This window comes from Nonomuraea zeae (assembly GCF_005889725.1).
Taxonomy (GTDB): Bacteria; Actinomycetota; Actinomycetes; order Streptosporangiales; family Streptosporangiaceae; genus Nonomuraea; species Nonomuraea zeae.
This window is the reverse complement of the sequence record NZ_VCKX01000036.1, coordinates 18,409-32,856: the sequence shown is the minus strand read 5'-3', so window position 1 is coordinate 32,856 and position 14,448 is coordinate 18,409. Positions and strand designations below refer to the sequence as shown.

Genomic DNA, 14,448 nt, shown 5'->3' with positions numbered 1-14,448 from the left:
TTTGTCCTGACATAAGGATAAAGTTCGTCAGCGCTCCACGAGCGTGACCTCAAGGGAGTAATGGGAGGCGCGGTAGACGTGCGAGCCGTGCTCCACGCCCCTGCCCTGGTCGTCGAAGGCGGTGCGAACCAGGGTGAGCAGCGGGCAGGACGGCCGCTCGCCGAGCAGCCTGGCCTCCGCCGGGCTGGCGGCCCGGGCACTGATGCGCTGGTTGGCCACCCGCATCCGGACGCCGCCCGAGCGCAGCAGCTCATAGAGCCCGCGCTCCTCAAGGGCCTCGGCCGACGGGGACTGCTGCCTGAGCGGGAGCCAGTTGCGCAACAGAGCCAGCGGCTCGCCGAGCGCGTACCTGACCCGCTCCAGCATGACCACGTCGGCGCCCTGCGCGATCCCGAGCGCGGCCGCCACCTCGGCCCCGGCCGCGACCGCCTCGATGGACAGCACCTTGGTCATCGGCTTCTGCTCCGCCCTGCGCAGGTCGTCGTACAGGCTGGTGAGCTCGACCGCTCGCTTGACCCGGCTGTGCACGACCTGGGTGCCCACGCCGCGCTTGCGGACGACCAGACCCTTGTCCACCAGCCACTGGATGGCCTTGCGCACGGTCGGGCGCGACAGCCCCAGCTGGCCGGCGAGCTCGATCTCGTTGTGGAGCCTGGAGCCCGGGGGCAGCTCGCCCGCCTGGATGGCGTGCGCGATCCGCTTGGCCACCTGGAAGTAGAGGGGGATGGGACTCGCCCTGTCGAGGTCGATGTCCAGTTTCGGAATCACGACCTGAAGGTAGCTGACGTCTATATGTCCTGACTATGTGACTACTTGACCAGATCCTGCTCGGGCGACGAGAGCAGGGCCGACGTGAGGACGACGTAAGAATGTCTTGACAAATTATTCACATGACGTTCATCGTGAGCACACCGTGGCGTCGTCGGGGCTGGCACGACGCTTCCGAACCTTTGAGAGGTAAGAGGAGTGACGCCATCATGAGGCGTACCGCGAAGATCATCTCCGTGGCGATGCTGGCGGTGGCCGCTGCGGCGTGCGCGCCTTCCACGGCCGGCAACGCCCCATCGACGGCAGCGACCGCCAAGGCGCTGCCCGGCCCCTCACTCGACGCGAACTTCGACCTGGAGGCGCTGGTCGCCGCCGCGAAGAAGGAGGGCAGCCTGCTGGTCTACGACTCCAGCGGCGACATCGAGGAGGTGGCGAAGGCCTTCACGGCCAAGTACGGCATCGCCATGGAGGGCGTGAAGTCGGACACCCCGCAGACCGCCGAGAAGATGATCAGAGAGCACGCCGCGGACAACGTCACCATCGACGCCGCGATGTACGAGGACGGCGGCGTGCTGGTCGGCCAGCTGGCGCCGCAGGGCGTGACGCAGACCTGGATTCCGCAGGACCTGAAGGAGCAGATCCCGGCCGAGAACCAGAACCCGCTGCTCGCCCTGTCGAAGGCCACGGTCTTCGCCTACAACACCAAGCTGTCCCCCGGCGGCTGCCCGGTCAAGAACATCTGGGATCTGACCGAGCCGGAGTGGGCCGGCAAGCTGGTCATGCAGGATCCGCTCGGCAAGCCGACCGTGCTGTCGTTCTTCACCCAGCTCGACGCGCACGGCAACCAGGCCCTGGAGCAGGCGTTCCAGGCCAAGTACGGCAAAGCACTGAAGACGGAGGAGAAGAGCGCCGCCTACGAGTGGGTCAAGCGGCTGGCCGGCAACCGGCCGGTGCTGACGGGCTCCGACGAGGACATCTCGGGCGCGGTCGGCGCGCCGAGCGCGACGGACAAGAAGATCGGCTTCATGTCGATCTCGAAGTTCCGCAACAACGAGGACAAGGGGTACACCCAGTCCACGTGTGAGGGCATGGCACCCTTCACCGGCTTCAGCTACCCGAAGTACGTCGCGATCGCCAGCAAGAGCAAGCACCCCAACGCGGCGAAGCTGTACGTCCACTTCATCATGACCGAAGAGGGCGTCAAGCACGAGATCGGCGAGGGCGGCATCTCGGGCAACAGCACGGTCAAGCCGCTGGTCACCCCGGCCGGACTGAGCGACTGGCAGGGCCAGCTCTTCCACACCGACCCCAAGGGCCTGCTCGGGGACATGCAGAACCGCCAGACCATCTCCGACTTCTGGCGCGTCAACAAGAGCTGACGACCAGCACCGAGCCAGCCGCCGACCGGAGACCCCGGCCGGCGGCTCCTCCGCATGCCCAGCGTCTTTCTGTATGCCCTTATGTCCTGACATAAGGATGACCTATTGATTTCTTGTTAAATGGTCGTTACGTTCCCCTCATCACTCCCCCCAGAACGAGGAGGCGCAATGCGTCCCCTGCCCAGGCTCTCCCTGGCAGCCTTGATGTTCACCCTCGCAGCGGGGGTGGCGGTCCCCGCGTCCGGCTCCACCGTCCCGACGGTGCATCCTGACGTTGAGACCCCCGCCCTGTACGACGACGAAGCGGGCGGCAACTCCAACGGCGACGACCCGGCGATCTGGGTGCATCCGTCCGACTCCGACAAGAGCGTGGTGGTCACCACGGCCAAGGAGGGCGGACTCAACGTCTACGACCTCGCCGGGCACCAGCTCCAGCACATCGCGGCGCCCGCCGCCCCCGGGCCCGACGACGAGCCCGGCCGGTTCAACAACGTCGACGTCACCTACGGCTTCGGCGGACGCGATCTCGCGATCGTCTCCGACCGGGGCCGGGACACGCTCCGCGTCTACTCCATCTCCAACGGCCACCTCACCGACGTGACCGACCCGGCCGCGCCGTTCGTCTTCAACACCACCCAGGGCCAGGTCAACGACGGCGAGACCGCGTACGGCCTGGGGGCGTGGAAGGACTCCACCGGCACGTACGCGCTGGTCAGCCGCCGGCACACGACCTCAGTCGGCCTGGTCAAGCTGCTGGCCAAGCCGGGCGGCAAGGTCGGCTACCAGCTCGTCAGGACGCTGGACCTGCCCGCGTCGTTCACCCTCCCCAACGGCCAGCAGTGGACCCCGTGCCTGGAGCCGGACGAACTGCCGCAGGTCGAGGGCATGGTCGTGGACCAGAACCGGGACGTTCTCTACGCCGCGCAGGAGGATGTCGGGATCTGGCGCCTGCGGGCCGACCTCACCGGCGCACCAGTGCTGCTGGACAGGGTCAGGGAGTACGGCGTCCCCGGCACGTACGACCCCGCGACCGAGGAGTGCACGCCCGGCGCCGACCCGGGCTACGGCGGCAACCACCTGACCGCGGACGCCGAAGGCCTCACGATCTACTACCGCGAGGACGGCAAGGGCTACCTCCTGGCCTCCAGCCAGGGCGACAACACCTTCGCCGTCTACCGCAGGGAGGGCTCCAACTCCTACCTCGGCCAGTTCAGGGTCGGCGCGGACAACGGCATCGACGGCGTCGAGGTCAGCGACGGCTCGACCGTGCTCAACGTGCCCCTGGGCGACTTCGACGAGGGCGTCTTCATCGCCCACGACGGGGTCAACACGCCGGCCGAGGGGGACCGGGAGATCACCAACTTCAAGTTCACGAAGTGGGAGGACATCGCCGACGAGCTCGACCTGGACGTCGACACGGACGGCTGGGACCCGCGCGACTGAGTCGCCTGACCTGTTCTGAAGCGCCTCAGGGGGCGCCGCCCTCGACCGGGCGGCGCCCCTTCTGCACTCGACCCAGCCGCGGACACCCCGAGCCAACTGCTGCGCCGAACGCTGGATCCGCACCATCCGAGCCGAACGCACCGACCGCATGCTGATCCATGACGAACGACCACCTTCGATCAGTCCTGAACGAGTTCGCGAGCACTCCAGCAACCATCGCCCGCACCAGTCCCGCCGACAACGCCCACTCGATCAGGACGAGGACGTCGTGGTTCCGCTGGAGGGCCAGATTCGGCGCCGAAAGATGCTCAGCGGAGCCATCAACGAGTACCACCGGACCGAGGGGCGTCCGCATCACCACGGCCGTTCTGAGAGACGCCACGCACCGGGACGAGGACGTGGCCGCCCTGGGCTACGAGCACCTCCGTCGCCATGATCTACGCCGCACCGGCCTGACGTGGATGGCCGACGCCGGTGTCCCGATCCATGTCCTACGCAATCGCCCTGTTGACCGCTCAACGCAAAAAGGCCAGTCGACCTGGAGTTACTCCAAGACCGTCTGGCCTTTTACAACCGTCGGGACGACAGGATTTGAACCTGCGCCCCCTTGACCCCCAGGCGCATCACGAGGAGGCGGGATCACCGTCGGTACCCGCCCTACCTGGGATTACGATCCTGTGTAGTCCCCTGGAGTCCAGGGCCATCCAGGCCGATTGTCACTCAGCTAGTCACCCAGAATTTGGCCCGTTGGCTGGGGCTGCTGCCACACGTCACGGCCGTTGCTCCACAGCTCAGAGGCATGATAGGCGAATCGGTCGAACAGACCATCGTCCTGGTAACGCCGCAGGTGCAGCATCGGCGAGTCGTGACCGACGAGCTTGGCCAAATGAGGCGTGACGAGCATCTCCGCGTCGAACCGGAACACGCTCATGGCGATGTGCTCGTCACCGTACCGAGCCTCGATGCCGGGGACATCTCGGAGCTGCTCGATCTCCGACAGCGTGATCCGGATGCGCGTGGAGACGGTCAACGGGACGTGCTCCACTTCTTCACGGCTCCGTGTGACGTCGCTTTCAGGATCGCCGACGAGAAACCGGATCTTGCAGCCCTGCTGGGCCTTCCGCTTGAGTACCCTCGCCAGGTTCGGGTGTTCCAGCCACAGGAAGTAGTTCGTGTAGCCAGCGAACACGATCTCGTTGCGGGCCGCGTTGATGAGGTTGCGCCAGATTGATTTCGGGCATGCGGAACGATACGGGTAAACGGACAACACTTCTTTGTCCGGTCCCGTTTTCACCGTATTGCGAATTGCGTCGGGCCATAGCATGGCTGCCTCAACTCCTAGAGCCTCTGCGGCGGCCCACTGGTGCCGTAGGTGCGGGACGCGAGCTTCGTCCTGCAACCAGCGTTCCACCGTCTTGACGTCCACACAACACCGGTCGGCCAACCTCTGGTTTGTGACCTGGGCATTCTGCATGGCGCTGCGTAGGGCGACGTTGGCCACGGTACACCTCGGAATGGAGGACGTCAGGGACGTTTTGAGCGTAACGCCATAACGTCCTGGACGTCTAAATAACGCGGTAGGTTCGTCACTCTTCGGTAAGCACGCTGATCACATGTCCTCACCGGTAATTCTCGAAGACCTTCAGGAAGCTTTTCCTGGCTGGTGCATTTGGCGCAGTTCCGCAGGACGTCTTTGGGCAACTCGGAACGGCCGACGCCTGTCACAGTACGAGATAGATCACGGCCTTTGCCAGACGATCGACGCCGACGACGTCGCCCAGCTCGCCGAGCAGTTGAGGGAGCAGGAAGCAGCGGAGCGGGCACTGTGAGCGTCCCTTCGTCCCGACCAGAGAAGCACGCCGCCGATGCCCTGGCCGATGCCCTCGCCGCCCATGGCGTATCCACCAACGTGCACGACGGCTACGGCCTGAGTCTGGTGTCCGTGTGGATCGGGCTCGTGGTCTGGTGCGACGGCGAGTGGTACTGGTGGCGGACGGGCTGGGACGACCGGCGCAAGCGCGTGCTGTACGCCCGTCATCCGGCCATCGAGCCGTCACGGGCTGCGCGACGGATCGCCTTCCGCTACGCGGACCTCCGAAGCCAGCATCCATGGTCCGGAACGATCCACGGCCTCCCTTTCCCGCAACCAATGGAAGCGGGCCCCAGATGAAAGAGCCCCGGGCGAAGCTCGGATGCCGGGTCAAGATCGTGGACATGCTGCACAGTCCCGCCCGCACCAGGGCTGTTGGCGAGTTGCTGATAGGACAGCGCGGGCGGGTGGTAGATGTCCTACGCGGCGGCACGCTGGCGCTTGTGGAACTGGACTCCGACTGGGCCGACCTCCCGGGCGGGGTGCGGCGCTGGCCCGTCCAGTGGGACGACCTGCTCGTTTCCTCGCTAGAGAGCGGGCCAGTCATCCCGGACGCCGACTACCGCGTTAGCCTGTCAGGTTCAGGTCGCGATGCTGTTCAGCACGCAGTGCCAGCGGGCACGGACAACAGCCTGTGCGGAGAGAAGGCGTACCCATTGCCAATCTGCGGTTGGTCTATTTCCTTCTCCCCCACGGCCGCACGCGCTTGTGCGGAATGCGCCCGGCTCGTGCTGGAACAGGCCAACCCGTGATCACCTCGTACGCCGTCGACTCACCGCGTAGCGGCAGCGGGCCGGGGACGGAGTGTCAAGCCCGGCTTCGCGTGTACGTTCGCCGTGAAGAGCGGGGAGTCGGGGTTGTGGTCCCGTTGTGCGAGGTCCCAGCCGAAGGCTTGGACGTCGAGGTGGTTGCCGGGGGCGGCGAGGTCGGGCCGGTCTCGGTCGCAAGCGGCAAGACCAAGACCGAGGCCAAGGCGAAGCTCAAGGAGATCATCCGCGACCATGACGACGGGCTGGCCAGCGGCCCAGCGAACTACACGGTTGCCGAGGCCGTAAAGAGCTGGCTCGCGTACGGTCTGCACGGTCGCAGCCCGAACACAGCGACCAACTACCGGACCCTCTGTGAGAAGCACATCATCCCCGACCTGGGCGCGCGCAAGCTGCGGGAGCTGAGCGGCGAAGACGTGGACCGGTGGCTCGTCGGCAAGGCCGAGGTACTCGCCGCCCGAACGGTGCGGCTGCTCCACTCATGCCTGAACCGTGCGGTGAAGTTCGCCCAGGCCCGCGACAAGGTGAAGCGCAACGTCGTGGGCCTCTGCGAGATCCCCGAGGGCGAGGAGGGCCGCCCGTCGAAGTCCCTCACCCTTGACCAGGCGACGGCTCTCCTCGACGCCGCCGAGGGCTCGCGCCTGTACGCCTACGTCGTCCTCTCACTGCTGATCGGTGCCCGTACGGAGGAGTTGCGGGCGCTCACTTGGGAGGAGGTCGATCTCGTCGGCGATCCGGACAAGGAGATCCCACCGTGGATCGCCGTGTGGCGCTCTGTACGCGAAGGAGGAGACACCAAGACCAAACGCTCACGGCGCTCCCTGGCGCTGCCCAAGCGGTGCGTGGAAGCGCTCAAGGCGCATCGACTGCAACAGCGCCATGACCACAAGATGGCAGGCGAAAAATGGCAGGATCACGGCCTCGTTTTCGCCTCACTCGTCGGTACACCCCTCGACGCTCACAACGTACGACGCGCGTTCAGGAAGATCGTCAAGGATGCTGGGATGCCCGCGTACTACTGGACGCCCCGGGAGATGCGCCACAGCTTCGTCTCGCTGCTCTCCGACTCGGGTGTCCCACTGGAGGACATCGCCCGCCTCGTCGGCCACAGTGGCACCGCCGTCACCGAAGCCGTCTACCGCAAGCAGATCCGCCCCGTACTCCTGCAAGGAGCCGCGGCGATGGATGATCTCTTCGCCCGGTAGTCACTTATCAATGCGAAAGGGTGCCACCCTAGAGAGTGACACCCTGCTCGACCAGTGAAACCCTGGTCGGGACGACAGGATTTGAACCTGCGACCCCTTGACCCCCAGTCAAGTGCGCTACCAAGCTGCGCTACGTCCCGGTTGTGTCGGCCGCCCCCTGCGGGGCGGGACGTCATAACCTTAGCGCACATCGGAGGTGCGCGTGCACACCGAGAGCGGGAGCGGAGGTGGCTGTGGGGCGCAGGCCGACCATTGATCGCAAGGAGCTGGCCAGGCTGGTCACCGCCGGGATGAGCGTGCAGGAGCTGGCCGCTCACTTCGGCGTCAGCGAGTCGGGGGTGCTGCAGGCCAAGCGGGCCGCCGGGCTGGCCAAGCCGATGCTCGACCACAGCGGCGCCGTCCCGTGGAAGCTCGCCCGCGCGCACGCCCAGTCCGGGCCGGCCACCAATCTGCGCAACCTGTCGGCCGCCGCCCAGGGGAAGCCGCCCGCGGCCGAGCGGCTGAACACCGCCTTGCGGTGGGCCGAGCGGCTGGTCGACGCGGGGCTGGACGTGGTCTACGACCCAACGGAGGGATTCACCGAGATCCCCGCCTCCCCAGAGGGCTCACACGTCGCGAACGTGCTGGCTCTGGCCAGGAAAGGCCTGGAAGCTTACTGACCCTCGCGTTTCGACATACCTGTTCGAGGGCAGTCGCAGGTCTCAACACAGAGACCGGAGGCGAACATCATGACCACCTTCATCTGGGTGGCCGTCGTCGTGGTCGCGGTGGTGGCGCTCGCCGCAGTTGGCTACATGCTGCAGCAGCAAAAGCGCCGCTCTCATCTCCGCGAACGTTTCGGCCCCGAGTACGAACGCATAGTCGCCGAGCACGACAACCGGCGGGAGGCGGAGCAGGAGCTCATCAGTCGCGAGCAGCGGCATTCCGAGCTCGACATCCGTCCCCTGACGGACGAGTCGCGTGACAGCTACGCGAACCGGTGGACCGAGGTGCAGGAGCGCTTCGTGGACGCGCCCGGGTTCGCGGTGACCGAGGCGGATCAGCTGGTCACGGCGGTCATGGCGGAGCGGGGTTACCCGACCGAGGACTTCGAGCAGCGGCTGTCCGACCTTTCGGTGGGGCATGCGGCGACTCTCGACCACTACAGGACGGCGCACGAGATCAGCGGACGGGCGGCCCGGAAGGAAGCCTCCACGGAGGAGCTCCGGCAGGCCATGGTGCACTACCGCGCGCTGTTCGAAGAACTGCTGCATGAGACCACGCGAGGACGGTGAACGATATGGGTAGCGACGAGCTGAAAGTGCCGTCGCAGCGGGCGGATCGGATCGAAGAGGAGGATGAGAGGGACAGGGAGCCGGGCCGCGAAGGCGACGAGTTCCCGCGGACCGACCTGGCCGCGCACGAGCGTGACCGGGACGAGCACGACGAGCTGACCGCACACGAGCGTGACGGTCACAACGATCTGGCCGGGCACGACCGTGACGCGCTGGATGGCCGGGACGAGTTCGATGACCGGATGCCCGGTCGTACCGGGCCGCTGGCCGACGATCACGCGCCCGTCCCTGGCGGCGCGCTGCCCGACGACGACGAGTTCGCCCGTAGCGAGCGGCCGACCGAAGAGCTCCCCCCTGGCGAGCGCACCCCCGGCGACTACGACGACGAGCCGGGCCGCCAGACCCCCCGCGCCGGCGACGAGCACGCGACCCCGCTTCCCGGCGCCGTGACGGTCTCGGACGACGACTCCCCCTACCGCGACCCTTACGCCACGACCGGCGGCGACATGCTGACCGACGCGCAGCCGGACCCCGCGCACACCCCGGCGGCAGCCGACGAGGTGCCGGCCCACGCCGCTCCCCAGGACGTCTTCCTGTTCGATCAGGACCCGGTCGAGGTGCAGGCCCGCTGGCGCGAGCTGCAGGCCTCCTTCGTGGACGACCCGGGCGAGTCGGTCCAGCAGGCCGACGGGCTCGTGAGCGAGGTGGTGGAATCCCTCACCAGCACCCTCACCAGCCGTACGAGCGCCCTGCGCGACCGCTGGAAGGACGCGGAGACCTCGGACACCGAGGAGCTGCGCCTGGCTCTGCGCGACTACAGGAGTGTCCTGGAGCGCCTGCTGGCCCTGTCCAGCAAGTCCCCCCAACAGTTCCAGAGATGAAGGATCGAGGTGACCTGACATGCTCGCAATCGTCGCTGCGATCATTTTCGGGCTGGGCTTCCTGCTCGACCTGGTAGGCGCGCGGATTCCCGGAGGCTTCTCCGGCATGACGTTCGCGCTGCTGGGGCTGACCCTGCTGGCGTTGCACCAGGCGGGGGTCGGCACGGCCAGCATCCGTTCCGGCTACAGCAACTGGCGCGGTGGCCGTGCCCGCCGCTGAGCCGGCAGAAAAGGGAGGTCGCCGATGGCGGCCTCCCTTTTTCGTAGGGCCTTTTGGATGGGGTCACTGCTTGCCGGGGAAGCGCCTCCCTTTTTCGTAAGGGGTCACTCCTTGCCGGGGAAGCGCATGATGACCGTGCTGCCGCCGGCGCCGACGCGCAGCGTCAGGTCGGAAGAGAGCAGCCGGGCCACCCACAGGCCCATCCCGCCGACCGCGCCCGGCCGCGGGCCGGGCTTCCAGGCGCCCTCGTCGTGCACCTCGACGATCATGTCGCCGTTCACCAGCCAGGTACGCAGGACCGCCCGGTCGGCTCCGTGTGTGACGGCGTTGGTGGCCACCTCGTTGACCGCGATGACGAAGTCGCCGACGGCCTCCTCGGGCATGCCGGCCTCGCGGGCCTCGTCCTCGGCGAACTGCCGGACCTCGGGCAGATCCGGCAGCCGGAAGCCGAGTCTTTTCACGGGCGCGCCGGGTGGCGGGCTCGTGTAGCCCGACTGAGGCTCGACGTCCTCGTTCACCCGACGACCGCCTTTTCAGCCGACCAGCTCGGTACGCAGCTGGTCGAGAACTTTGCGAAGGATGCGCGAGACATGCATCTGGGAGATCCCGAACTCGGCGGCGATCTCGGCCTGCGTCATGTTGCCGAAGAACCGCAGCAACAGGATGTGCTTCTCGCGGGAGGGCAGCGCGTCGATGAGCGGCTTGACGGCTTCCCTGTCGACCATGTTGCTCAGTGTGTCGTCGTCCTCGGGGATGACGTCGCCGAGCGAGGCGGCGTCGTCGTCGGTGCCGAGCGGCGCGTCGAGCGACAAGGTGCTGTACGCGGCGGAGGCGTCGAGTGTCAGCAGGACGTCCTCCTCTGTGATGTTCATCTTGGCGGCCAGTTCGGCCACCGTCGGCGACCGGCCGAGGTCCTGGCTGAGATCGGCGACGAGCCGGTTGAGCTCCGAGCGGCGCTCCTGGTAGAGGCGCGGCACCCGGATCGCCCAGGTGCGGTCGCGGAAGTGGCGCTTGACCTCACCGGTCATGGTGACGACCGCATAGCCCCTGAACGCGTGGCCGAGCGTCGGGTCGAAGCCGTTGACGGCCTTCATCAGGCCAACATACGCGGCCTGGAGGAGATCTTCCAAAGGTTCGCCCCGATAGCGGTAGCGTCTGGCGATCTCCATGGCGAGCGGCCGGTGCATCTCCACGATGCGCTCGCGCAGCCGCTCCTTCAGACCGTCCGGAGTCTCTTCCCTGACCATTTCGGCCAGTAGGTCTTCTGCTGTCATCTCCTCGAGGACGTATTCCTGCACAGCCATCGCTGCTCCTCATATGGATCGCAGGCGGCCTCACCAAGCAGAAAAGCCCAGGCAGAGGCACGCCTCGCTCTACACTCGAGACGAAAGCCCTCTGCTGGACTTCGGATCCAGTGTCCCCCATGACGCCAGAAGTATTCCTCTCTGGTGCGGTGACAGTAGGGTTGCTCCGTGACAATGCCGGAAAACGGCGACGGGCCCGTAGCGGCCCTGAGCCTCACGTCTTCGACCGTGGACGAGATCACCGTGATCAAGGTCGACGGCGTGCTCGACGCCACGACACGCGAGCAGTTCGCCGACTACCTGGCGATGGCGGGCACCAACCTCATCCTGGATCTGGCCGGGGTGACGTTCATGGACTCGCGCGCGCTCGGGCTCATCGTCCACCATTGGCAGACGAGCCTGGCCTCAGGTGCCAAGTTCGCCCTGATAGGAGTCGAATACTCGAAGTCGAAGGTGATGTGGATCACTGGGCTGGCCCAGCGGCTGCCCCTCTACGACACACTCGGCGACGCCTTGGCGGCCATCAAATGAGCACCCGTCCCCATGAACACCCCTCGGATCGGCCGCCCGGCGGATAAGCCCCCAGCGAGCGGAAAAGCCCCGGTGAGCAGGAGGTCAGCGCTTCGACTTGCGCTGGTGCTCCTCCACCAGGAGCCTGGCCAGGTCGGCCACCTTGACCTGATGGTGCTGGGAGATCCGGCGCAGCTCCTCGAAGGCCGCCTCCGCGCTGCAGTTGCTGGTCTGCATGATGATGCCCTTGGCCTGGTCGATCACCGACCGTCCGGCGAGGGCCTCCTGGAGCTGGGCCGCGTCGGTGCGCACCTCCTCGAACTCCCACATGTTCGACATGGCCACGCCGACCTGCTCGGTCAGCATTTCGGCGAGCGAGTGGGCGCCCTGCGGGGAGAAGGCCCCGGGACGTACCGAATAGAGGCCGACGAGCAGGGTGGCGGGCGTCACCTCGATGGGGACGACGAGCGCCGAGCGTACGCCCCAGCGGCTGGCCAGCGCGTCGTAGCGGGGCCAGCGGCCCTCGGACAGCACGTCGGACACGGCGACCCGGCCGCCGCTCTGCCTGGCCTCGATGGACGGGCCCTCGCCCAGCTCGCGTTCGCCCTCGACGAGCATGATGAGCTCGCTGTGGGAGCCGGAGACCAGCACCCGCTGGTCGCGCCAGTGTTCGGCCGAGGCTCCCGAGCAGCCGGGGACGCCCGCGGCCAGGGCCGTCGTCAGCCCGCGCAGCACGCTCTCTGTCGAAGTGTCCTCGCCCAGTCGTCCCAGCACAGCCAAGTCACGGGCGAGACCGGGGGTGATCATCGCGGTCGATTCCATAGCAACAAGCTTCTACCCCATATGGCTACCATTATCCCGAGTGGCGTAGCGTTCAGAACATGACCATGCCGGACCTCGAACACGCGCTGGACGCGCTGGCCGGGCGCGTTTCATCCTTGCGCGAAGCGAGGACCGCCTATCCCGCCGACCTCGCCCCAACCCTCGACGCCGCGCTCGCCGAGCTCGACACGGCGGCGGAACTGCTGGCCGAAGCCCGTCAGGAGCTGCGTAAGGCGCCCAAACGGGCGAGCGGGAAGAAGGACGGCACCCAGCGGGAGCTGAAGCTGCTGCGCCAGGTCTTCCGGGCCTTTCCGGTGCCCGTCGTCGTGCTGGACGGCGGCGGCGTCGTGCGGCGGATCAACCCCGAGACCTCGCGGATGCTCGGCAGCCCGGACGGCTATCTGGTCGGCCGGTCGTTCCCGCTGCTGGTGGACGTCTCGCGGCGGGCGGCGTTCCGCTCCCACCTGACGTCGGTGCTGCAGACCGGCCAGCCGGCGGCTTTCGAGACGCGGCTGGCGCACCAGGGCAGGACGCACACGGTGCAGGTGGCGCTGACCAGGCTGACGATGCCGGGCGAGCCGCAGCAGATGGTGGCGGCGGTGGCGCTGCCGACCGAGGTGCAGCTCCCCGAGCCGGGCGTACGGCCCGAGCAGACCGACGGCGGGCTGCTGCTGGCCCTGGCCAAGCGGCAGGACCTGCTGGTCAAGATGGCCACGCTGCTGCTCGACGAGGAGGCGCTGCTGCGCCCGGTGGCGCTGCCGAGGGCCACCAGGCTGCTGGCGGCCGAGTGGGCGGACTGGGTGATCGCCGACCTCGTACGCGACGGGCTGCCGTACCGCTCGGTCGTCGTGGGGCCCAAGGACCAGCCGATCGGCGAGCTCGTCCGCCGGGTGGAGTCCGCCGATCCGGCCGGCAGCCAGGTCGTGACGCAGGTGCTGGAGCGCGGCTCCGGCATGGTGCAGGAGATGGTGGACGACGAGACGCTGCTCGGGTTCTGCGCGGAGGGGCCGCTGCTGACCGCGATGGGGGCCGGATCGCTGCTGAGCGTGCCGATCGGCCCGTCGGACGGCGTGCTGACGCTGGTGCGGGCGCACGACAAGCCGCCGTTCGCGCTGGCGGATCTGGCCGTCATGCAGGAGGTGGGGCTGCAGCTCGGCCTCGCCGTACGCGCGCAGAGCAGCTTCCAGATCCGTTCGCGGGCCGCGGACGCGCTGTCGGCCAGCGTCGCGCCGCGCAACCTGCCGGACATCCCCGGCTACGAGGCGGCCGCCTTCTACCACCCGGGATCGTCGGTGGGCGCCGAGTTCTACGACGTCTTCCCCGTCTCCGGCGGGTGGGGGTTCGTGCTCGGCGGCGCGGCCGGCAAGGGCGAGGAGGCGGCCTCGGTCAGCGCGATGGTGCGCGGCGGGCTGCGGGTGCTGAGCGTCTGGGAGTCCGATCCCGACCTGGCGATGCGCAAGGTGAACGAGGCCCTGGTCGCGCAGGGCACGGGGATGTTCGTGATGGCGGTGGCGGGGTTCGTGCGGGGACGTACGATCAAGCTCTCGTCCGCCGGGCACCACCCCGCCGCGCTGCTGCAGTCCAACGGCGGCGTGCGCTTCGCCACCGGCGGCGGCGTGCCGCTGGGCATCTCCCCCGAGCTGGAGACCGAGGTGGAGACGCTGACGGTCGCCGCCGGGGAGACGCTGGTGCTCTACTCGGAGGGCCTGATCTCCTCCAGGAACGAGCGGGGCGAGCCGTACGGCGAGGAGCGGCTGGCCGACGTGCTCGGCCGCTGCGTGGGCCAGGCGCCGGCGACCGTGGTCAAGACGGTGGAGGCGGACCGGCACGCCTTCTCGGAAGGCCCGGTGTGGGACGAGGTAGTGGTTTTCGCCTTGCGAGGCGTCTGACCTGCAGGTCCGAAGTGTCCGATCTGCGAGGGTTTGCGATTGCGGCAAATCTGGGTATGGTTCGTACGTAGAACGACGTGCCTAAGACGCAGGCACACCTTGAAGGCTTTCCACGC

16 protein-coding genes and 1 tRNA gene are annotated in these 14,448 nt (G+C 67.6%); 11 read left to right on the top strand and 6 right to left on the bottom strand.

From position 1 onward, the window contains the following. Positions 1-27 precede the first annotated feature (27 nt). Positions 28-768, bottom strand: coding sequence for a GntR family transcriptional regulator (locus tag ETD85_RS14495; RefSeq protein WP_206058310.1), 741 nt, complete (start codon positions 766-768; stop codon positions 28-30). 209 nt (positions 769-977) lie between these two features. On the opposite strand from ETD85_RS14495, the gene ETD85_RS14490 reads away from it, so the two are divergent. Further along, positions 978-2,147, top strand: coding sequence for an ABC transporter substrate-binding protein (locus tag ETD85_RS14490; protein WP_138690209.1), 1,170 nt, complete (start codon positions 978-980; stop codon positions 2,145-2,147). Between the two features lie 168 nt (positions 2,148-2,315). Next, positions 2,316-3,590, top strand: a complete 1,275-nt coding sequence (locus tag ETD85_RS14485) for a phytase (RefSeq protein ID WP_138690208.1) — start codon at positions 2,316-2,318, stop codon at positions 3,588-3,590. Between the two features lie 724 nt (positions 3,591-4,314). Here the strand turns inward: ETD85_RS14485 and ETD85_RS14475 are convergent. Continuing rightward, entirely contained in the window at positions 4,315-5,091 is a 777-nt protein-coding gene (locus tag ETD85_RS14475; protein ID WP_138690207.1) for a phospholipase D-like domain-containing protein, read from the bottom strand. A 324-nt stretch (positions 5,092-5,415) separates the two neighbouring features. Between ETD85_RS14475 and ETD85_RS14465 the strand changes: the two genes are divergently transcribed. The 3 genes from ETD85_RS14465 to ETD85_RS14460 all read left to right on the top strand — a co-directional run bounded on the left by ETD85_RS14465 (position 5,416) and on the right by ETD85_RS14460 (position 7,432). Then, the gene (locus tag ETD85_RS14465) at positions 5,416-5,760 is read left to right on the top strand and encodes a hypothetical protein (RefSeq protein ID WP_138690205.1); all 345 of its coding nucleotides are present in this window, start codon (positions 5,416-5,418) and stop codon (positions 5,758-5,760) included. Then, positions 5,757-6,212, top strand: a complete 456-nt coding sequence (locus ETD85_RS63085; protein ID WP_170246665.1) for a hypothetical protein — start codon at positions 5,757-5,759, stop codon at positions 6,210-6,212. Before ETD85_RS14465 ends, ETD85_RS63085 begins: the two co-directional genes overlap by 4 nt. 140 nt (positions 6,213-6,352) lie before the next feature. Continuing rightward, complete coding sequence (locus ETD85_RS14460) at positions 6,353-7,432, top strand: tyrosine-type recombinase/integrase (protein ID WP_240779147.1); 1,080 nt, start codon at positions 6,353-6,355, stop codon at positions 7,430-7,432. Positions 7,433-7,495: 63 nt separating this feature from the next. Here the strand turns inward: ETD85_RS14460 and ETD85_RS14455 are convergent. Further along, positions 7,496-7,572 (bottom strand) — tRNA-Pro (locus ETD85_RS14455). A gap of 87 nt (positions 7,573-7,659) precedes the next feature. Here ETD85_RS14455 and ETD85_RS14450 point away from each other — a divergent pair. The 4 genes from ETD85_RS14450 (at position 7,660) to ETD85_RS14435 (ending at position 9,807) form a co-directional block, all read left to right on the top strand. Beyond that, entirely contained in the window at positions 7,660-8,091 is a 432-nt protein-coding gene (locus ETD85_RS14450; protein WP_240779146.1) for a hypothetical protein, read from the top strand. 69 nt (positions 8,092-8,160) lie between these two features. Beyond that, the gene (locus tag ETD85_RS14445) at positions 8,161-8,706 is read left to right on the top strand and encodes a hypothetical protein (protein WP_138690204.1); all 546 of its coding nucleotides are present in this window, start codon (positions 8,161-8,163) and stop codon (positions 8,704-8,706) included. A 5-nt stretch (positions 8,707-8,711) separates the two neighbouring features. After that, the gene (locus ETD85_RS14440; protein WP_138690203.1) at positions 8,712-9,587 is read left to right on the top strand and encodes a hypothetical protein; all 876 of its coding nucleotides are present in this window, start codon (positions 8,712-8,714) and stop codon (positions 9,585-9,587) included. 19 nt (positions 9,588-9,606) lie between these two features. After that, positions 9,607-9,807, top strand: a complete 201-nt coding sequence (locus ETD85_RS14435) for a hypothetical protein (protein ID WP_138690202.1) — start codon at positions 9,607-9,609, stop codon at positions 9,805-9,807. Positions 9,808-9,911: 104 nt separating this feature from the next. Here ETD85_RS14435 and ETD85_RS14430 read toward each other — a convergent pair whose 3' ends face one another. After that, positions 9,912-10,325, bottom strand: coding sequence for an ATP-binding protein (locus ETD85_RS14430; protein ID WP_138690201.1), 414 nt, complete (start codon positions 10,323-10,325; stop codon positions 9,912-9,914). A 15-nt stretch (positions 10,326-10,340) separates the two neighbouring features. Next, complete coding sequence (locus ETD85_RS14425; RefSeq protein WP_138690200.1) at positions 10,341-11,111, bottom strand: SigB/SigF/SigG family RNA polymerase sigma factor; 771 nt, start codon at positions 11,109-11,111, stop codon at positions 10,341-10,343. A gap of 174 nt (positions 11,112-11,285) precedes the next feature. Between ETD85_RS14425 and ETD85_RS14420 the strand changes: the two genes are divergently transcribed. Continuing rightward, on the top strand, positions 11,286-11,642 hold the full coding sequence (locus ETD85_RS14420; RefSeq protein ID WP_138690240.1) for an STAS domain-containing protein: 357 nt from the start codon (positions 11,286-11,288) through the stop codon (positions 11,640-11,642). Positions 11,643-11,726: 84 nt separating this feature from the next. Here ETD85_RS14420 and ETD85_RS14415 read toward each other — a convergent pair whose 3' ends face one another. Next, positions 11,727-12,443, bottom strand: a complete 717-nt coding sequence (locus tag ETD85_RS14415; RefSeq protein ID WP_138690199.1) for a GAF and ANTAR domain-containing protein — start codon at positions 12,441-12,443, stop codon at positions 11,727-11,729. A gap of 59 nt (positions 12,444-12,502) precedes the next feature. On the opposite strand from ETD85_RS14415, the gene ETD85_RS14410 reads away from it, so the two are divergent. After that, the gene (locus ETD85_RS14410; protein WP_240779145.1) at positions 12,503-14,332 is read left to right on the top strand and encodes a SpoIIE family protein phosphatase; all 1,830 of its coding nucleotides are present in this window, start codon (positions 12,503-12,505) and stop codon (positions 14,330-14,332) included. Positions 14,333-14,448: the final 116 nt, after the last annotated feature.